Below are 18,671 nucleotides of genomic sequence, written 5' to 3'. Positions count from 1 at the left end.
CCGGTGTCCTCCCCGTCTACGACCCACCCGTACGTGTCCACAGCCCGTTCCTGGACTCCGCTGCTCTGCCCTGAGTGTCGCGGGGCCAGCTGCACGCCGCCACCGGCGTCAAGGCCGGAGCCTGGGGCCAGGTCGTGTCCGCCCAATGCGGCCTCTCACCCGTGTGACCTTGCTGGTGTCGCGGCAGCCGCCGGCTGGGGGCACTTTGGTGAGGTGGCGGCCCGGAACTGTCCCTCCCCCCTCGTGGTCCGGGCCGCCTCATCCCTCCGGCCGGTCGGCCGGCGTACGCCCAATCACCACATATGCCTTCCGACTGCGGTGATCGCGACGGCGCGATTGAGGTCGGGTGGCGGGGTACGGCCTGACTGCGGGCAAAGCACCCGATTGAGCCGCATTAGGTTGCGAGCGCCCTCTTTGGATACCCAGCCATGAACGTCACCGGCGATCAGCGAGCGAAAAGGCGGACAGCATGCGTGCACTGACCTGGCAGGGCCGACGGGATGTCAGGGTGGAGACGGTCCCCGACCCTGTCCTGCAGCAGCCTGATGACGTGATCGTGCGGATCACCTCCACCGGAATCTGCGGCTCGGACCTGCACCTGTACGAAGTCCTGGGACCCTTCCTCGATCCCGGCGACATCCTGGGTCACGAGGCCATGGGGATCGTCGAAGAGGTCGGCCCCGAGGTGCGTGCCGTCGCCCCTGGAGATCGCGTCGTCATCCCGTTCAACGTCTCCTGCGGCACCTGCTTCATGTGCTCCCAAGGCCTGCACTCACAGTGCGAGACGACGCAAGTCCACGCCTACGGCTCCGGCGCCTCCTTGTTCGGCTACACCAAGCTGTACGGGCAGGTGCCCGGTGGGCAGGCCGAGTATTTGCGGGTGCCGTTCGGAAACCACCTGCCCATCAAGGTCCCCGAAGGGCCGGCCGACGACCGATTCGTCTACCTCTCCGATGTGCTGCCCACCGCGTGGCAGGCCGTCGAGTACGCGGCGATTCCGCCCGGCGGCTCGCTCACCGTGCTCGGGCTCGGCCCGATCGGCGACATGGCCACGCGCATCGCCCAGCACCGCGGGGCGGGCTTGGTCATCGGCGTGGACCTCGTCAACGAACGCCTCGAGCGCGCCTCCGCCCACGGCGTGACCTGCCTGGACCTGCGCCGCCACGAGAAGGACCTCGGAGACACGGTCCGCGAACTGACCGGCGGCCGCGGCACCGACGCGGTCATCGACGCCGTCGGCATGGAAGCGCACGGCAACCCGGCCGTCAAAGCCGCCCAGTGGGCGACCGGACTGCTCCCCGACGCACTGGCTCAGCCGTTCATGGAGAAGGCGGGCCTGGACCGGCTCGGCGCGCTCTACGCGGCGATCGACCTCGTACGACGCGGCGGCACCGTCTCCCTGTCCGGGGTCTACGGCGGCGCCATGGACCCGATGCCTCTCCTGCGCATGTTCGACAAGCAGATCCAGTTCCGGATGGGCCAGGCCAACGTATGGCGCTGGGTCCCGGAGATCCTGCCGCTGCTGACCGATGAAGACACCCTGGGCGTGGACGGATTCGCCACCCACCACCTGCCGCTGGAAGACGCGCCCAAGGCTTACGCCACCTTCCAGGCGAAGCAGGACGGCATGATCAAGACACTCTTGCGTCCCTGAGCTACCGGCAGGCCCCGAAGAAGCCGGGGCCGCCGCTGCACCGGCCGGGCGGGCGCGCACGGCCCATCCCTTCTCAACCGAGGAAGGGATGGGAAACAGGAAGAGATACCCGGCACGGCGCGCAGCGCGAAGTGCAGTGCTACCGGTTCCTGCGCGCCTTCCCACAGCGGCGACGACTGCTCAGACGCCCCGTGCGCGCTTGCGCTCGTCGCGGGCCTCACGCCAGTTCCGTCCAGCCCTCTGGGCGCGGTCCATGTACCAGTCGCGGAACTTCCATGCGGCCACGACGACGGGTGCCGTGATGAGACCGAGGAGCAGGGAGTTGCTCCAGCCCTGGTCTTTGCCGAAGTGCAGATACAGCGTGCCTCCCACGAACGCGAGAAGGAACAGCAGCAGGAACTTCACCGGCCTCGAAAGACTCATGCAGCTCCGGATACCCGCGATCCGGCGTCGCATCAGCTTCCACCGGGGACCCGCGGCGCCCTGCCACCGGACGAGACCGCTTCACCGCCGGGTGGCGGGTACACCGGCACTGCAAGGGAGTTGGGGTCGCGCACCGCGTTCCGACCCTCCCTGGCTTCGCTCGTGACCCGGGTCCCACTCCGGAGGCCGCGGCGTGCGGCTGCTCGCTGACCGCTGGGGCGTGGGTCGGAGCTCAGGCAACGCGCGACGCCGGGCCGAAAAAAGGGTCGCCCGGAGCGCCGGGCGGAGCCCGATGAGCTCGGCATGCCCTGGTAGCCCGCGGTTGTGTTCGGCGTGGTGAAGCGGCGGTCATGTACTGATACCTGAACGTCGTGGTGGCGGCTGCGATGATTCGCTCTCAACACCACCGCACCGGGGGAATCATGAACACTCGCGCCACCATTGCTGCACTTTTGACTGTCGCCTGCTTCGCTGTCGCCGGATGTTCCGGCCCCGGTCATGCTGACGGGGAAGGGGGCGGTGAGCATGCCTCGCAGCCCAGTAGGTTGAGCAGTCCCAGGGCCACGGTAACCCCGGACAACGTTGGGCAGGCTGGTAACGGTATTCCGCCCGAACCCACCGGGGTTGAGCGTGCGCAGTTGCTTCGAGCCCTCGCCGCCGCGAACCCGGCCACCGTGAAGTACGAGGACAAGGCCATCGACGCGGCACGCAATCAGTGCGGGGCGATCAACGGCGGCGCCCAGCGCCTCGACTACTTCGCCGCTCAGCGCTTTACGTACAAGGACGTAACGACGTCCAAAGCGCAGGGCAAGCAGATCAACCAAGCGCTGAAGGAAGGTGGCTTCTGCGAGGCGTGAACCGTTCGTCGCGGTGAGAGCTGTGTCTGAACCTCTTTGCGCTGCTCACAGGCTATGCAGTGCGACAGGTCTCCGGTTGCCGTTCGGACCGGCGTCCATTGACGCTGACCCGAACGGCGGGTGACGGGTTCTGGATCCTTTGACTCAGTTTGTGCTGTGCCTCAGAGTGTGCGGTGCATGACGTGGAGCCCGACATAGCCCTTCGAAGGATGCCGGAAGCCCTCCGGCAACGTGCCAACCACCTCAAAGCCGAGAGACCGATACAGTTTCACCGCATGCACGTTCGTCTCGACGACCGCGTTGAACTGCATCGCCCGGAAGCTGGCCGCTCGCGCCCACTCCAGCGTGTACTCACACAGTGCTCGGCCCACGCCCTGCCCCGAGTGCGCCGGGTCGACCATGTAGCTGGCGCTCGCGATGTGTGAACCGTTGCCCATGTGGTTGTTGTTCATCTTTGCCGTGCCGAGGACCTTTCCGGCATCGTCAGCGGCGACGACCGTGCGGTTCGGGGCCGGCAGGAGCCACCAGTCGCGGCCCTGCTCCGCGCTGAGGTCGATCGGATAGGTGAAGGTCTCACCAGCGGCAACGATCTTGTGGAAGAAGGGCCAGATGACAGCCCAGTCCTCGGTGTTGGCTTCCCTGATCAGCATACGGACAGAATGTCGGCCCGCCCCATGGGACCGCCAATGCTTTTCGCGCCCCGGGGCACATCACGTTTTCGCAGGTCACGAGTTCATGGAGTTGGGTGCCGTTCGAGCAGGAGCCCGGGCGTGCCCCGATCCGGCCGCCGGCGCTCCGTTCGCGTGGCCACCGACTTTGCGAAGACCACGGTTCACACCGCATCCGGACTCCCTGAGCCCGGGCTCCGGCACAGACAGCACGAATCCCGGCAGCCCACAGACTGCCGGGATCAGGAGTGCTACGCGCCTACTTGGGCCGGACGGCGCCCCTGGCCTTCTCCTTTGCCACACGCAGGTCGCCCTTTGACTCCTCGGCGTACCCCTCGGCCTTCATGGACTCGTTGCCCACCGCACCGCCGACGACCTTCTTGACCTTGCCCTCCACCTGCTCGCCCTCCGCCTGAGCCTTCTCGTCCGCAGCCACGACCACTCACCATGGGCCAGTTGCCCTGGCTCGAGTCTTGATCGCGAGGATGACGTCGTTCTTGGCGTCGGAGTAGTCGTTCATATCGTCCCACCGCCGGCTGAGCAGAGCCCGTTTGACGCCCTCGTACAGGGCGCGGTCGTCTGCATTGGTGCGCAAGTGGTCGCGGAGAAGGAGGTACTCCTGGACCGCTGCATCCCCTCGTTCATACACGTGCACGTGGACGTCGCGAGTCGGTGTGCGCACGAGCCGATGCCCTGGCTCGCGAACCCGCAGTTCGTAACCGGCGGCCAGCAGCCCGTCGAGGTAGTCCTCTTCTGCGGTGATGTCGGGCACTGCGACGACGATGTCAACGATCGGCTTGGCGGCCAGGCCGGGAACCGAAGTGGATCCGATGTGCTCGACATCGACGTTTATCGCCGCCAGCGCATCGAGGATCCGGCGCCGGTGCTCCAGGTAGTCCTGAGCCCACCGAGGGTCGTAGCTGTGAAGATTCAGCTGGAGGACCTCTGGACCACCGATGAGCTCGACCGCCGTGACGTCCGGCCGACGCGGCTTGCTGCTGTTCGTCATCAGCACATCTTTCCCGTTGTGCGCCAACTCATCATCTCGATCGGCAGGGCTGCGGCCGCCCACCGGCGGGGAGCTGCCCCGCCCACCACGGCGAGCGGGACTCGCCTGACCGCCAGCCTGCTAAAGAACAGTTGGCTTAGCCATTGAGGTCCCCGGCGGCAGATGAGCAGCGCAGGCTGTGGGCCTTCGCCCGGCCAGTGATCGGCCGTCCCCACGACCCTCACACCTCGTCGGGGTCCTCTTCGGCGTACAGACGGGCGTCAAGATCGGCCGCCCAGGCGACGGCCCAGGCGCGCAGGTCGGCCAGTTGGCCGGGGTTGAGGCCGTAGTCGGTGAAGTCCTTGTCGTCCCACCATTCCGCACCGTTGAGGCGGTCGCGTAGGTCTTCGAGGCTGAACTCGAAGCGTGCGTGGCGGCGGCCGAGTGTTTCGAGGTCGGCGATGGTGTGGTGCTGGGAGGCAACGTGGACGTCGATGAGCTCGCGGACCGCGCCGCGGTCCGCGAGCGCGCGGACCTTGGTGCCGATTACGTCCTCTACGGCCAGCACTGGTCCATATTCGGTCTGCGTGGGCGGACTCCAAAATGCCTCTTTGAGGACGTCCACCTCACATTCCTCCCCGGATTGCGGATCGGTTGCGATGAGGCGACCAGAGATGGCGCCCGTCTCGATCTGGCGGACGCTCCAGCCACGGGTGACGAGGCCGTCACTGACCACGGCGACGATCTCGGCGATCGAGGCGGGATTTCGGTAGCTACGTCGAGGTCCTGCTGATGCGGTCGACCAGACCGTGAGCCTGAACGGCATAGCCGCCTGTGATCACCAAGGGGTACGGAGTGCCGATCGTGAGTACGTCGGCAAGGAGCCGACGGTGCAGTTCGGTCAGGTTCACGCGGCCGGCACGCTTCGGGCGTCGGCCAGCTCGGGGAAGGCGGCTTCCCAGGCTTCCCGCAGTGGCCGACTGACTAGGGTGCGCAGCACCGGCCACTGCCCGAGCAAGAGATCCCGGTTCAGGAAGGCGACCAGGTCCTGGCGCTGCCCTTCGGTCAGGACGGTGCGGTAGAGGCTCATCCGCGAGCGCGGCTGCTCGACGTCATAGGAGCGGCGTCCTGACCAGGCCACATGCAGTGGCAGGTCGACCGAACCGTGGGTGGGACCCGTCAGGTCCTGGAGGCGCGCGGGCAGCCGCTTGGCGTACTGCTCGCGGAGCAGCTCGAACGCGTTAGGTACCGGGAAACGAGAAGAGCCGAGAGCCATGCCTCAATTGTCACCTGCCCCACAGGGCGGGTGACGACTTACGCCCGAACCCGTCCTCCCAACAGCCGGCGCCTCGATGACAGCCGATTTGGCGTTGGATGTGGCGTGAAGGTAGGGCAGGTGGTGCGGCCGAGGAAGGCTTCGCGGATGTGGATCTGCAGGCACGCCGCTGGGGCCCTTGGCGCGGACCGCTGCGCCCTCTCCGTCTACGCCATCCCGATCATGGAGAGGGACGGGGTTGTCGATCCGGAGTCGAGAACGGAACCGTGACCTGCTCGCGGGTGACGGCGCATGTCGGACCGGCTTCGGCGAGGCGAGCCACGTCCCGCTCCTCGGCATCCGTCGGTCAGCTCCCAACGCAGCTTGTCGGCCACTCGCTCCGCCGCATACGCGCACCGGTCCGCCGGCACCGGGAAGCAGACTCGTGCACTTGTCCGCCTTCGACCGGTTACCACCCGAGACCGCGATCAGAGTGTTCGACGCGCCCTGGTCGTTCGCGTACGCCTCACGCAGCATCACACTCCAGCCATCAGCCCCGAGTCCCAGGCCGCGCAGGGCGCTCTTTCGTCTGGGGACAAGGATTCTTTACAGCTGGATGGCTGTGCCTGGTGCGAGGCGCTGGATGGCGATGCCGGTCAGGCCATTCTCGCCCAGGAGATTGGCGACGGAGTGCTGTCCGAGGTCGCTGAGCATGAGTTCGTGGATCTGGACGACCTGTTCGGGCTTGACCGCGCGGACGTAGTCGGCGGCTTCGCTGAGCTTGGTCCAGGGTCCGCTGGTGGGGAGCAGCAGGGTGCGCACGGGGGCGTCGGGGACGAAGTACGCGTCGCCTGGGTGATACAGGGTGCCACCGTCGAGGAGGTAGCCGACGTTGTCGGGGCACGGGACGTCGGCGTGGATCAGCGCGTGGCGGCGGCCGTACACGGCGACGGTGACGGCCCCGACGGTGAAGGTGTCGCCCGCGGCGACGGTGTGGACGCGGCCTCCCTGGCTGCCGAGGGCCGCCGCGACGCTGGCAGTGCCGTAGACCTCCAGCTCGGACCGGTCCGCGAGGGCGGCAGCGACCAGCTTCTCGTCGAAATGGTCGAAGTGTTCGTGGGTGATCAGGATCGCCCGGGCCCGGCCGACGGCGTCCGCCGCGTCCGGGGTGAGGGTGCCAGGGTCGATGACAAGGCGGGTGTCGTCCTTCTCGACGGTGACGCATGCGTGGGCGTGTTTGGTGAGCTGCATGGGGATTCCCTTCAAGTCGATCAAGTTCTACACCCAAACTGTACACCTAGGTTGTAGATTTCGAAGCGAGGTAAGTTGCCTCCATGCCCGACAACCCCCTGGACGACGACCGACTGGCCGAGGAACTCCGGCTCGCCGTCGGACAACTGGTGCGTACCGTGCGCACCGTCGACACCATGCCCCCTGCCGAGTCCGCCGTCCTCGGCTATATCGACCGCGACGGCCCGCTGACGACCGCCGACGTCGCCCAGCGGCGGGGCGTGAGCCACCAATCGGTCGCCAAGTCGGTGAAGGAACTCCTTGCCCAGGGCCTCGTACGCACCGAGGCACACCCCGCGGACGGGCGTAAGCTACTTCTGCACCTCACCGCCGCGGGAAGCGACCGCCTTGCCGAGGAACGGCGCGGGCGCGCGGCCACGCTCGGCAGCGCCATCGGCGACACACTCAGCGCCGAGGAACGCGCGACGCTCGCGGCGGCACTGCCCCTACTGGCCCGGCTGACGGCGCACCTGAGGAAAGCCAGCAGCAGGGCGCGGCCGCCAGACCGGCCAAGGCCCAGTAGTTGCCCGGTTTCCGCTCGTAGCGATGGTTGAGGCGACAGTAGCCGGTCAGACAGGACATGGTGCGGTTCACTGACCCACCGTCGACGGCCGAGGCGTTCACGGGATTCGGTGCCCTTGCAGGCGATGCGAACACCAGTGTGTTTGCCCCACAGTCAACGCCGCAGAGGAGGGATGCCGTAGGCCTTGTCCGCGAGGAGACGTCGACGCCGGGGCACGGAACGTGGCCCTGGACGTCCCGCTTGTGGAGCCGGACCTGGGTGGGCGAGGGCGGCGTCGACGTGGCCCGGGACGCCGGCCGCCGATGCCACCCGTCCGATGGCACCGCTCCCGCACAGACCCCTTCCCTGCGGATGTTCTGTCCGCCACGTCCCCACCGTGAGATTCAACGGCTCACGCTGCGGCTGAACAGCCTGGGGCGGGAGACGGTTCAGTCGCCGAATCCGCCTAGCCCAATTTCCGCAGCACCTCGACGATCGTCGCCCGGTACGCTCGCAGCGCCTCGAGACTGGCGGCATAGCGGTCACGGTGCCTGGCGATGTCTGCGCTCTGCCCCCGTGCCCGGGCGGCGTGCCAGACCTCGGCCGTATGGTGGCGCCGTTTGCAGGTGACGTCCGCCGCAGCGGTCGCTCGCTCCTGCGGTGTGTGCCGGGTGTTGCCGTCACTGCCACGCCGCCAGGCGGTGTCCGAGTACGCGGCCACAGGGTCGGGATAGCGCGTGAATCCTTGTTGTGCCACACACCGGGACCACACCCTCCACCCAGCGCGCAGGCGTGGATCACGCTTGACCACTTCGTCGACCTCGAGCGCCCGCCTACTGGCGTAGAGCCAGTCCCGCTTGACGTCGATGCCGCGCATCAGCCTCTCGTCCGCCTCGGCTTTACATGCGGGGAAGCCCGCATACTCGGCGTTCGTCATCCTGCGGCCCTTCGCCTGCGGCGCCACGGCCGTCGCCGGGTCCCAGCCGTAGCCCCAGCGGCGAGCGGCATCAAGATTCAGGACTCCGTAGTCGGTGGCAACCGCGGTGGCGACGATGGGATCGCTGGGATAACGAGGGTCTAGCGGGAAGTCCGGGTGGCCGCGCTCCGCCATGCACTGGCGGACCAGCAACGCCGTTGCCCGCTTGGACTGCTGGTAGTCCTGCGGCGTGTAGTCGTAGCGGTCGCCCGGGAGGGAGCCGAGGTCCGACGCCGTACGGATGACGCCCGGCCCGCCGGCACCAGAGACACAGAGCGCCGTAATCATCAACGCGGCACCCAGCCGCCACCCCCGGATGGTCATGATCGTGGATGCTAGCGACACGCACGCAACTGCCCATCGTCGGCCCCCACTTCAGCGAACAGACCGTACCGCCCACCGCGCGTCACCAGACTTTCGCGCAGCGCCGCGACGAGCGGAGTGCGAGGGTGCTTATGACTCACGCACCCAGACCCGCAAGAACGCGGCCCACGAGCTCCAGAGACCGCGCGCAGCTATCAGGCGGCCATGCTGCACCTGCTCGGCTACCCCCATGGGGTTGTCATACTTCGAGCGAGAGGACGTGCTGCGCTCCGCGATGGATGAGACCAGCGGGAAGATGCTTCCGGCGATGATCATCGACCTGTCGGCCTTGGCGTTCGGGGACACAGCATTTCTCCACTGGCTCCTCACGGCTCGCCGCGCCCATCAGGAGGCGGGAACGTGCTTGATCCTGGCGGGACCACTGCATTCGCTGGTGACACGGCTTCTGACCATCACCGGCACGATCGACTGCTTCCTCGTGGCGGAAGACGTCGACGCGGCCCTGGTCCTCGCCGACGCCTTGTGCGGAGTGGAACAGGGAAAGTGACCAGCCGAGGCGTGCGCCATCAGTGCGTCGGCCGCGGTGCGCGATCTTACGATCAAGCACGATCCGTGCTCTGTGTGTGCCGTTCTGGGGGAGGATCGAGGGCCCAGGATCGCTAGGTCAGCGGCCCGGCAGCATCATGGCGGCGAGGGACGGTCCACCCTGCCTCCTGACCGTTTCTCGCCGCTCACGCGCCTGTCGGCGGACAGGAAGCGCGATGAGCGAGCGTCGCGCTCGGGGAAGCGTGACGCGGGAGGGCCCGGACTGGTCTCCCCGTAGGTCCGGGCCCTTACCTAGCGCATCAGCAAGGCCGGGCTACCTGGATGCCGGGCATCTCTGCGGCTCCCGAGGAACGGACCGTACCGTCGGACACCGTCCATCTGAACCCGGCCGCGTCAACAGCTTGGCAGGGAGTACGGGGCCGGGCGGCGTCATCGGACGTCTGTACGGGGGGCTCGGTTTTCTGTACAGCGGGATCTCCGTAGAGCGTACGGAACAGGATGCCGGTCGTGACCACTCCCCCACCGCCGATCAGCGAGCCGCCCCCTCCGCACTGATCTGCCCCGCTGACAAGGGCCGCCCCTGCGGCGCCTGCCAGCGCAAGACCCACCAGTGCGGTCACGGCGCCAGCCCGCTCCGCCCGTGGTGCATGACTCCCGTACAGGAGGGCTGACAACCGGCCGTCCGCTTCAACAACACCCGCAGCTGAACCTCCAGCTCACCGCCGCAGACATGTGGGGGCGTGCCTGAGAGTCGATGATGTCGTTGGACACGTCGTCGCGCGCGGAATCCGGCTTCACCCTTCGGAAGCGCGCTACAGAGGGCCCGAAACCTGTGCACCGGACTCGGGCCGTCACCCATGCGACCGCGCCGGTATGGCGGCGAGCGTGGAGGGGGGCGGACCTTGGCGGGAGGCGGCCCATTCTAACGAACGCGGGCGAGTTCCGGGACGCGGGTGGCAACGAGTTCCACGTCAGGGGCTGAGCTCTTGCTCCAGGTTCGGCCGCGCGCCCGCTTTGCCTTACTTCAACCGCTGCATACTATCTGCGCCGAAGCCTTGCCAGTCGACCGTCATGGCTGACGCCGTGAGTCCGTAGACCCGACCCACAGCCCGGTCGGTATTGCCGTCGTCGCACTTGAGCCTGATGACGTACACCCCGTCGTCCTTCGCCACCCTGCCCCGGCAGTGATGTTGACCCATCGTCTCGGCTCTCAAGCCGGTCACATGGAGCACGAGCAGCTCGGGGCCCGAGGAGCTCCATTCGCCGACGAGCGTGACTGCCGCGGCATCGCTGGTGCCCTCAGCGCTGGGCAGGGTGGCTACGCCGTCCGCGGTCGGCGTGGCAGTCGGCTGCGGGGAGGACTTCGCGTCCGCTCCCCCCGCGTCACCGCAACCGGCCAAGGCGACAATCGTCGCCACGACCCCGGCGGCCCGCTGTATCCGCTTGATCACGTCGCCCCTCTCAAGGTCCGCGCTGAAGACCAGCTACAGACAGATGTGCTGGTCAGCGGGCTGAGATTAGCAGCACACCGGGGCGCCGTTGCACAGAGCATCACGCAGGCCTCGGCCGGCCGCGTGACCGTGAGGACCACGGCCCGGTATCGCCGGGGGTCCTCACTCTCGGCCCGGTCTCGGAGTACGACTCGAGGCCGGACCACCCCCAACGCATGAAGTAGCCAACCGGCTGCTTCATGCCAGCCGTCCCGCGGCTTCGCCGGTCGGGAAGAAGAGCGTTTTGACCTGTGAGAACGGGGCTACTCACGTCCGTGCGGCTCTGGTTGCGCCGTGGAGAGGGAAACCCCTGAAGGGGACGGACAGGGGAATCGCCGGTTGGGGCCGGCGAAATGGCAGCGTCGGCCCGTTCCGGAACCCCGCCCCGGGTTTCCGAACGGGCCGACCCGACGCTCCCACGGGTGCCGTTCACGACGTCACGCAGGAGGACTGGCCGTCGATCGGTTTTCGCATCCGCTGGGTGCGTTGATCGCAGCCGTGCCCATCGAAGATCACCCGCGAGTACGGAAGGTGGCGCGCGCGGGGTCTACATCCGGTTGCGGGTGTGGGCGGTCGACGGCACCTGGGAGCGGTCTTCACCGAGCTGATGACCGAGGCCGACGCCGATGAGGGCCTGAATGGGGCGGTCTCGGTGGACTGCACCGTCGTGCGCACTCATCAGCGCGCGGCCGCGGCCCACAGAAGAGGGCCCTGGCCGGCGAGCCCCACGACCGTGCCACCGGCTGCTCCCGCAGAGGACCGAGTACCAAGGTCTGCCCGCGCCCCAGGCGGGACCTGGCGGCTCCAAGTTCAAGAAACGGGCAGTGTGATGCTGTCGATCGCGGCGTCGGCGATTCGGTTCCTGGTCTTCGCGTCGACCCCTGCCTTGGCGAGCGCTTCGAGCCCGCGATGCGTGGTGAGGATCAGTCCGCCGAGCGCCTCGGCGTTGGCGGCCGGATCCACGTGACCGGCGCGCTGCGCCTGCGCGACAAGCCGGCGGCAGCTGTCGAGCAGCATTTCGTACGCCGCGAGTGACCTGGTCGCGATGGCGTCGTTCTCCGACGCCAGTTCGGCCGTGGCTTTGGCCAGCAGACAGCCAGGTTGACCGGTGTGGTCGTCCGGCGCTGTGAGCCATGCGCGGAGGCGGTCGAGGGCCTGGTCCTCCGGGCCTTCGAGCAGGGCGGCGGCGCTCTCGTCAGAGTCTGCGCAGTATGCCTCGAATATTCGCAGGAACAGGGCCTCCTTGTCGCCGAATGCGCCGTAGAGGCTTCCCTTGCTGAGCCCTGTCGCGCGGGAGAGGTCGTCGACCGAGGTGCCGTGGTAGCCGGTTTCGTTGAATTGTCGGCGCGCAGCGGCCAGGACGTCTTGTTCGTTGAATTTCCTTGGTCGCCCCATGTCTGCACAATACGCCGTTTTGAACCATCGGTCCAAATCCTTTCTGAACGTTCGGTCCAGAAGCTGTTATAGTGGACCGTATGTTCAGAACTAGCACTTCACCCGACCCCACCGAGTTCGCAGGAAAGCGCGCGATCGTGACGGGAGGCAGCCGCGGGATCGGCGCGGCCATCGTGCAGCGGCTGCTCGACGGCGGCGCGACCGTCGTCACCACGGCACGTAACGCCTCCGACGAGACACCGAAGGCCGCCACCTTCATCCAGGGCGACATCGGCACGCTCGCCGGCGTGCAGGCATTCACTGCGGCAGCGCTCGACGCACTCGGCGGCGTCGACATCGTGGTCAACAACGCGGCAGCGGCACGCGCCCACATCGGGGGAATCTCATCCATCCCCGATGAGGAATGGATCGACGCGCTCAACCTCAACTACCTGTCCGCCGTGAGGGTCAACAACGCGCTGCTGCCGGCGCTGCGCGAGGCCGGGTCGGGCGGCGCGATCGTCAACATCTCATCGGGAGCGGCCCTCACGCCGGCGCCGCCACTGGCTCACTACGGTGCCGCCAAGGCCGCCCTCAACACCTACGGCAAAGCGCTCGCCTCCGAACTCGCGCCGGCCGGAATCCGCGTCACCACCATCATCCCCGGCAACGTGCTCACCCCGGGTGCCGACGCGATCCGCCAGAACTTCGCCGACGCGATGGACGTCCCGCTCGACGCCACCACAGCGGGCATCCCTCTGGGTCGTCCCGGAGACCCGCGCGACATCGCCGAGGCCGTCGCCTACCTCGCATCGGACCGGGCCCAGTGGGTCACCGGAGTAAGCCTGACGGTCGACGGCGGTGAACTCCCCCTCATCTAGCTCCCGATCCGGGCGTCGGCCCGGCCGCCGCTGAGGTGGATGTCCTCGTAGAGGCACACCGACTCCTTGGGGCACGCCGCCTTGCCCTGTCCCTTGATGACCGTGGCTCGGGGGCGTCGGCCACCTGAGTGGGGGCGGCAGCAGCGGGGCTGCTGCCGCCCCCACGAGTGGGACGCTCTTGAAGATCGTGTTCGGTGGAACGAGCGACCGCACCGCCGGTCACTGCGACCGGCCCAGCGGGGTGAAAATCCCTCGTCGAACGGGCACACGGCCGCTACGAAGCCGGGGCAGGCAAAGACGAGGCTCTCGGCGGCGCCTACTTCCGGGTCCGACGGCCTGATCGTCCGCGACCCCGGCATCGACAGCGCACCCAAGTGATCGCCGGACTCATCGAGACGGCCACGTGCGCCGACAGCTTCCAACGACTCGACCATGATTGAGCACGGCTCCTGACCGCAGCTATGAAGCGTCTCCCCCGGTCCCGGCTACGCACAGCAGCTGCGCGCAGGCGGCGGATGAGAAGAAGGTGTGCGTTCACCCGCCCGCTGCTGTGCGAGCGCGATGGATCACGCGCGCCCGCACTGTGTTCCTCTCCTCAGCCGAGTCCCGGACCGGGCGGATGCAGGCGGGCCGTGAAGACGATGACGTCGTCGTCCGCGTCCGTACCGAAGGCGTCGACCAGTTCGGTGCACAGGGCTTCCGGCTCCCCAGCTCCGTCGGCCACTGCGGCGCGCAGGAGCTCCATGCGGTCGCGGAGGTCGCTGACCCGCGTCTCGATGAGCCCGTCGGTGATCATGACCAGCCGGCTGCCCGGTTCGATGGGGTGGCTGACAGCTTTCGGCTGCGGCAGGCCCAGGCCAAGGAGCGGGCCGTGCTCGCTCAGGTAGCGGGGTGCCCCGTCCTGCGCCATGAGCAGGGGCGGGAGATGGCCGGCGTTGGCGATGTGCAGACGTGCGTTGCCCGGGTCGACCAGCACGATGCACACCGTGGCGGTCCATCCCGGCTGATGCAGCCTCAGGAGGCGGTCCAGGTGCTCCAGCAGAACGTGCGGAAGGTGGTCCTGTGCGGCGTACGCGCGCAGCGCGTGGCGTATTTCGCCCATGACCATGGCTGCCTGCAGTGAGTGGCCGACGACGTCCCCCACCGCGAGCAGGAGGCCCTTCTGCGTGGTGACGGCTTCGTAGAAGTCTCCGCCGATCTCGGTTGTGGTGGCAGCCGGGAGATAGCGCACTGCCAGTTCCACGCCGGGTGTCTGAGGCAGGGTTGCCGGTAGGAAGGTGCGCTGCAGCGCCAGGGCGAGTTCGTGCTCCTGTCCGAAGCGCTCCACGACGTCCTTGTGCTCGACGCTCAGTTCCGCGTAGAGAGCCATCACCCCGGCGTTGGTCTCGGTGAGTTCCTCGTTCAGCCGTTCCAGCTCGTCGCGCTGGGCGTGGGCTTCCTGGAGTGCGTTGATCAGGTCCCGGGACTGTGCCTGCAGGTCGTCGATCGCGCTGGCCGGGCCGTCCGACTCCAACAGTGCGAGGACCTGTTCCACTTTCAGGTCTCGCGCGGCGAGCTCGGGGATGGCGCAGACGATCTCTATCCGGCCGCCGCCCGAGTGCTCCGGTTGGCCGGGGGCCGGCTCGTAGCGGGTCTGCGGCAGCAGCCGGGTGACGGCGGTCAGCGACTCGCGGCTGGGGGCGCGGTCGTCGCGCCACTGCAGGAGGGTGCGCAGCGTGGGCGGCTCCTGCTGCAGGCTGAACACGGCGGTCATCGCGGACGGGCGCAGCAGGTCCCGTCCCAGTTCACTCACCGCGGTCGCGAGGCGCACCTGCTCCCGGTCGTCCAGGCCGACGGCCTGGGCGATGGTCTTGGCGTGGCGGCGCAGCGCGAAGATGTGCTGCTCCGTGCCGAGGGGTGTCACCAGCAGGGCCGTGGCGCCGGCGGCTCGGGGGGCGGGTACGGTCACCGGGCGGCCTTGATGATCACCGCGCTGGCGTCGTCGCGTCGGGTTCCGGCTTGCCGCATCAGGGCGGCGGCGATCAGAGCGGGCGGGTGATGGAGCAGGCCCGCCAGATCGCTGTGGGTCCAGCGTTCGCTGAGACCGTCGGAGTGCATCACCAGGATCCCGTGGGCGGGCAGGCGGTGCTCGTAGGTGCGCAGTTGGTGCATCTGGTGTCCGGTGATGCCGGGATGGGACAGCAAGGTGCTGCGGCTGGTGCTGGTGACCAGTGCGGCGGTGATGTTCCCGACGCCGCAGAACAGCAGCCGGCCGTCCGGTTCCAGGCGGGCGATGGCCACCGCCGCACCGCGTGTTCCGCGCAGAGCGCGGTGGACCTGCTCCATCGCCTGTTCCGGAGTGCGGGCCGTGCCGGTCTTGAAGGCGTGGACGGCCGCCTGCGCGGCCCTGGCGGCCATCGGGCCGTGGCCCAGCCCGTCGCAGGACATGACGAGTACACCCTGGCCCGGCCCGGCGACGGCGGCGCGCACTGCCGCAGGACGTCCGACCCTGCCCCAGCGTGCGGAGGAATCACGCTCCGAGGCGGCAGTCGTCCGTGCTGTAGGCGGTCGGCCGGTCAGAGCAGCCCAGTCCGGAGCTGTCCTGGGAGCGGCGGGTCGGTTGGTGCCCTCGAAGCCTGGCTGGGATGTCTGTTCGCCGGTGTCCGTGCGGATGGACCAGGCATCGCCGCAGACCTGCTCGCCGCTGATGGGACGGCTGATGCCTCCCACCATCGGCTCTCCGGCGACGGAGGGGTGTTGGGGGCGCGGCCAGAACCGGGCGACCTGCACGGTCCCCAGGCCGGGTTGGGAGTGGATGTGGAAGGAGTCGGCCAGGCGCTGGACGGCGCCGAGGCCGATGCCTAGGGTGCCGGCCGTTGACATGCCGTCCTGCAGGGCCGCGGGCACGTCAGCGATTCCCGGGCCGTTGTCCACGGCCAGCACTTCCACGCCGGCGGTGGCTTCGTTGCGCAGGACGCGCAGGAGCAGGGAACCGTCAGCGGCGTGCTTGGCGATGTTGCCCGCCAGTTCGGCCACCGCGAGCACGAGCTCGGAACTGCGCTGCTCCCCCAGGCCGATGCGCCGGCCCAGGGCGGCAGCCGCGCCGCGGGCGGCTTCCGGCTGGTCGCGGAACCAGGCCACGTCCTCGCAGTCCAATATGGGCGCAAAGCCGGGGCTGGTCATCGCTTCCACTTGGTGATGGTCACGGTGGTCCCCTGTCCTGGGCTGGTGTCGAGGGCGAAGTCGTCGACCAGCCGCCTGGAGCCGGACAGGCCAAGGCCCATGCCGCCACCGGAGGTCCAGCCGTCGGTCAGCGCCAGGTCCACGTCGGGAATGCCGGGCCCGCGGTCGCTGAAGACCAGGCGCACACCGCGCCGGCCGCGTTCTTCGACGAGGTTGGCGGTCATGGTGCCGCCGCCGCCGTGGATGAGGGTGTTGCGGGCCAGCTCACTGGCGGCAGTGATCAGTTTGGTCTGCTCGACCAGAGAGAAACGGCACTCCAGGGCCAAGGCACGCACCAGTTGACGGGCCTGCACCACGCCGGCGTTGGCGGTGATCTCCAGCGTTTGAGCACCGCTGGAGGCGCCGTTCACAGGCCTGCCGCAGTATCCGGCGCGACGCCGTCAGAACCAGGGTCGGTCAGGCCGTCGGGATCGGACTCCCCGAGGGACTCGGCGCGGGCATGTTCGAGCACCCGCAGGCCCTTGTCCAAGGTCAGGGCGGTGCGCACGCCGCCGAGCGACAGGCCGAGTTCGACCAGGGTGATAGCCACGGCTGGGCGCATGCCCACCACGACGGTCTGCGCGTCCAATAGGCGCGAGATGGAGGCGATGGTCGACAGCATGCGGCCAACGAAGGAGTCCACGATGTCCACCGCGGTGATGTCGATGACCACCCCGTGGGCGCCCGTCTCGACGACTTTCGCGGCCAGGTCGTCCTGGAGGAGCATCACCGACTGGTCGTCCAGATCCGTCTGGATGGAGACGAGCAGGACCTGCCCGATCTGCAGGACCGGAACGCGCTCGGTCATCGGGCACCGGCCTGCGGGGCTGTGCGGGAGAACGTGACTCCGGAGCGGCGCAGGGCGTGCCGCAGGGCATCGGCCAGGGTGGCCTTGGTGACGATGTCACCGAAGTTGATGCCCAGGGCCACGATGGTCTGCGCGATCTGCGGGCGGATGCCGGAGATGGTGCACTCCGCGCCCATCAGGCGGGCCGCGACCACGGTCTTCAGCAGGTGCTGGGCGACTTCGGTGTCCACAGCCGGCACACCGGTGATGTCGATGATGGCCTGCTCGGAACCCGTATCGATGAGCGCCTGGAGCATCTTCTCCATCACGACCATGGTTCGTGCCGAGTCAAGGGTGCCGACCAGCGGGACACCGATCACTCCGTCCCACAGCTTCACGACCGGCGTCGACAGCTCCAGCAGCTGCTCGGCCTGCGCCGAGATCAGTTCCTCACGGGTACGCGTGTAGACCTCGATGGTGAACAGGCCCAGCGTGTCCAGGAGCGCACCGAACTTCAGGTAGGCCTGCAGGTCACCGTCGTCGCCGCCGAGGGAGGGCTCAAGGACCTCCTTGAGGGCGAACACGCTCACCGCTGTCTCGGTAGGGGTGAAACCCTGGTGTGCGCGGTTGCGCGACAGTTCGGTCAGCAGCGCACGGACCTCGCCGAACGCCTCCCCGCGGCCGTCCAGGCTCCCGTCGCCGAGGGCGGCCACCAACGCTGTGTAGATCTCCTGCAGTTCCTGCTGCACCTCGGCGCGGCTCACCCGTCCGCCCAGGGAACCGGTGACCTTGTCTGCCCACTGCGCGCCGAGGTCTTCACCTCGAACCGTCAGCAGGTTGACCAGACGATCTGAAATGCCGTCACCAGCCACAGAGCACATCCTTCTTGTTTCAGGAGGCCGGGTGGCCTTTTGTCCGAACCTTAAGCCATTGGAGTGACCTGAAGGCCCGGCTCCAAAACCGTGATGTGCGACTCCTTTCAGTCCGCTCACGAGCCAGACAGGGAACCCGCAGAGGCGAAGTCGTCACTGCTGGTCACGATCATGTTTCGTTCGAGTCTCCTGGCGCGCTTTCCCACGACGGGGGCAGACAGATCTCGTCGGCCTCCAGCAGCCGGCCGTACGGGGCTGGAACGGCGGGAGGGGCCTGACGTGAGCGTGACCGAGGCGACCAAGACCCAGGTAGAGGGACGTGTACTGTCGCTGCCGGAGATCGCCGACCCCTCGCGGGTCACCCTGAAGCACGCCCGGCAGTTTTCCAAGATCTTCGAACAGCAGAACGGGCCGGTGTGAGCACCGCCCGGCTCCGCCGGGAACAGCCCGCGCGACGCTGCGCACGGCAGGCGAGGAACTGAGGTGTCCGGCTCCGCGGACCTGAATCCGCGATGCGGCACAGCCGGACGACGCCGACGCTCAAGGGCCCGTCCAGGCGGTCGAACATGCCCGGGGCCTGCGC

At 68.2% G+C, this 18,671-nt stretch carries 18 protein-coding genes and 4 pseudogenes; 6 read left to right on the top strand and 16 right to left on the bottom strand.

Annotation, left to right across the window (positions count from 1 at the left end; genetic code table 11):
* Positions 1-469 precede the first annotated feature (469 nt).
* On the top strand, positions 470-1,654 hold the full coding sequence (locus tag AB0C62_RS36600) for a zinc-dependent alcohol dehydrogenase (RefSeq protein WP_362980727.1): 1,185 nt from the start codon (positions 470-472) through the stop codon (positions 1,652-1,654).
* Positions 1,655-1,834: 180 nt separating this feature from the next.
* Here AB0C62_RS36600 and AB0C62_RS36595 read toward each other — a convergent pair whose 3' ends face one another.
* Positions 1,835-2,077 (bottom strand): hypothetical protein, encoded by a 243-nt coding sequence (locus AB0C62_RS36595; protein ID WP_362980725.1) that lies wholly within the window; start codon positions 2,075-2,077, stop codon positions 1,835-1,837.
* 422 nt (positions 2,078-2,499) lie between these two features.
* Between AB0C62_RS36595 and AB0C62_RS36590 the strand changes: the two genes are divergently transcribed.
* Positions 2,500-2,934, top strand: coding sequence for a hypothetical protein (locus AB0C62_RS36590; protein WP_362980723.1), 435 nt, complete (start codon positions 2,500-2,502; stop codon positions 2,932-2,934).
* Positions 2,935-3,095: 161 nt separating this feature from the next.
* Here AB0C62_RS36590 and AB0C62_RS36585 read toward each other — a convergent pair whose 3' ends face one another.
* The 6 genes and pseudogenes from AB0C62_RS36585 to AB0C62_RS36560 form a co-directional block, all read right to left on the bottom strand.
* Positions 3,096-3,584, bottom strand: a complete 489-nt coding sequence (locus tag AB0C62_RS36585) for a GNAT family N-acetyltransferase (protein ID WP_362980721.1) — start codon at positions 3,582-3,584, stop codon at positions 3,096-3,098.
* Between the two features lie 277 nt (positions 3,585-3,861).
* Positions 3,862-4,038 carry a CsbD family protein gene (locus AB0C62_RS36580; protein WP_362980719.1) on the bottom strand — a complete coding sequence of 59 codons (177 nt, stop codon included), beginning with the start codon at positions 4,036-4,038 and terminating at the stop codon, positions 3,862-3,864.
* A 6-nt stretch (positions 4,039-4,044) separates the two neighbouring features.
* On the bottom strand, positions 4,045-4,611 hold the full coding sequence (locus AB0C62_RS36575; protein WP_362980716.1) for a GrpB family protein: 567 nt from the start codon (positions 4,609-4,611) through the stop codon (positions 4,045-4,047).
* 220 nt (positions 4,612-4,831) lie between these two features.
* A pseudogene (locus AB0C62_RS36570) lies at positions 4,832-5,501 on the bottom strand (nucleotidyl transferase AbiEii/AbiGii toxin family protein).
* Positions 5,498-5,866 (bottom strand): hypothetical protein, encoded by a 369-nt coding sequence (locus AB0C62_RS36565; protein ID WP_362980714.1) that lies wholly within the window; start codon positions 5,864-5,866, stop codon positions 5,498-5,500. Before AB0C62_RS36565 ends, AB0C62_RS36570 begins: the two are co-directional and overlap by 4 nt.
* Before the next feature lie 585 nt (positions 5,867-6,451).
* Positions 6,452-7,096, bottom strand: a complete 645-nt coding sequence (locus AB0C62_RS36560; protein WP_362980712.1) for an MBL fold metallo-hydrolase — start codon at positions 7,094-7,096, stop codon at positions 6,452-6,454.
* Positions 7,097-7,194: 98 nt separating this feature from the next.
* On the opposite strand from AB0C62_RS36560, the pseudogene AB0C62_RS36555 reads away from it, so the two are divergent.
* Positions 7,195-7,608, top strand: a pseudogene (locus tag AB0C62_RS36555) (helix-turn-helix domain-containing protein); the annotation flags it as partial.
* On the opposite strand, the pseudogene AB0C62_RS36550 reads toward AB0C62_RS36555, so the two are convergent.
* Positions 7,541-7,862 (bottom strand): annotated as a pseudogene (locus AB0C62_RS36550) (hypothetical protein); the annotation flags it as partial. The pseudogenes AB0C62_RS36555 and AB0C62_RS36550 sit on opposite strands and share 68 nt — an antisense overlap.
* A gap of 241 nt (positions 7,863-8,103) precedes the next feature.
* The gene (locus AB0C62_RS36545; RefSeq protein ID WP_362980710.1) at positions 8,104-8,937 is read right to left on the bottom strand and encodes a hypothetical protein; all 834 of its coding nucleotides are present in this window, start codon (positions 8,935-8,937) and stop codon (positions 8,104-8,106) included.
* On the opposite strand from AB0C62_RS36545, the gene AB0C62_RS36540 reads away from it, so the two are divergent.
* Positions 8,855-9,484 carry an STAS domain-containing protein gene (locus tag AB0C62_RS36540; RefSeq protein WP_362980708.1) on the top strand — a complete coding sequence of 210 codons (630 nt, stop codon included), beginning with the start codon at positions 8,855-8,857 and terminating at the stop codon, positions 9,482-9,484. The genes AB0C62_RS36545 and AB0C62_RS36540 overlap by 83 nt on opposite strands.
* 1,018 nt (positions 9,485-10,502) lie before the next feature.
* Here AB0C62_RS36540 and AB0C62_RS36535 read toward each other — a convergent pair.
* Positions 10,503-10,934, bottom strand: a complete 432-nt coding sequence (locus AB0C62_RS36535) for a hypothetical protein (RefSeq protein WP_362980706.1) — start codon at positions 10,932-10,934, stop codon at positions 10,503-10,505.
* 849 nt (positions 10,935-11,783) lie between these two features.
* On the bottom strand, positions 11,784-12,368 hold the full coding sequence (locus tag AB0C62_RS36530) for a TetR/AcrR family transcriptional regulator (RefSeq protein ID WP_362980704.1): 585 nt from the start codon (positions 12,366-12,368) through the stop codon (positions 11,784-11,786).
* Between the two features lie 80 nt (positions 12,369-12,448).
* Here AB0C62_RS36530 and AB0C62_RS36525 point away from each other — a divergent pair, with 80 nt between their 5' ends.
* Positions 12,449-13,228, top strand: coding sequence for an SDR family oxidoreductase (locus tag AB0C62_RS36525; RefSeq protein WP_362980701.1), 780 nt, complete (start codon positions 12,449-12,451; stop codon positions 13,226-13,228).
* A gap of 595 nt (positions 13,229-13,823) precedes the next feature.
* Here the strand turns inward: AB0C62_RS36525 and AB0C62_RS36520 are convergent.
* The 5 genes and pseudogenes from AB0C62_RS36520 to AB0C62_RS36500 form a co-directional block, all read right to left on the bottom strand.
* Positions 13,824-15,176, bottom strand: coding sequence for a PP2C family protein-serine/threonine phosphatase (locus AB0C62_RS36520; RefSeq protein WP_362980699.1), 1,353 nt, complete (start codon positions 15,174-15,176; stop codon positions 13,824-13,826).
* Positions 15,173-16,390 carry an ATP-binding SpoIIE family protein phosphatase gene (locus AB0C62_RS36515; RefSeq protein ID WP_362980773.1) on the bottom strand — a complete coding sequence of 406 codons (1,218 nt, stop codon included), beginning with the start codon at positions 16,388-16,390 and terminating at the stop codon, positions 15,173-15,175. Before AB0C62_RS36515 ends, AB0C62_RS36520 begins: the two co-directional genes overlap by 4 nt.
* Positions 16,387-16,800 carry an anti-sigma regulatory factor gene (locus AB0C62_RS36510; RefSeq protein WP_362980697.1) on the bottom strand — a complete coding sequence of 138 codons (414 nt, stop codon included), beginning with the start codon at positions 16,798-16,800 and terminating at the stop codon, positions 16,387-16,389. Before AB0C62_RS36510 ends, AB0C62_RS36515 begins: the two co-directional genes overlap by 4 nt.
* Positions 16,801-16,895: 95 nt before the next feature.
* Positions 16,896-17,237, bottom strand: a pseudogene (locus AB0C62_RS36505) (STAS domain-containing protein); the annotation flags it as partial.
* Positions 17,234-18,097 (bottom strand): STAS domain-containing protein, encoded by an 864-nt coding sequence (locus AB0C62_RS36500; protein ID WP_362980695.1) that lies wholly within the window; start codon positions 18,095-18,097, stop codon positions 17,234-17,236. The gene AB0C62_RS36500 and the pseudogene AB0C62_RS36505, both read right to left, overlap by 4 nt.
* Positions 18,098-18,367: 270 nt before the next feature.
* On the opposite strand from AB0C62_RS36500, the gene AB0C62_RS36495 reads away from it, so the two are divergent.
* The gene (locus AB0C62_RS36495; RefSeq protein ID WP_362980693.1) at positions 18,368-18,508 is read left to right on the top strand and encodes a hypothetical protein; all 141 of its coding nucleotides are present in this window, start codon (positions 18,368-18,370) and stop codon (positions 18,506-18,508) included.
* Positions 18,509-18,671: the final 163 nt, after the last annotated feature.

The sequence above is a fragment of the Streptomyces sp. NPDC048643 genome, assembly GCF_040650615.1.
Taxonomy (GTDB): domain Bacteria; phylum Actinomycetota; class Actinomycetes; order Streptomycetales; family Streptomycetaceae; genus Streptomyces.
Note: the sequence above shows the minus strand (reverse complement) of the source record. Positions and strands in the feature narration are given on the sequence as shown.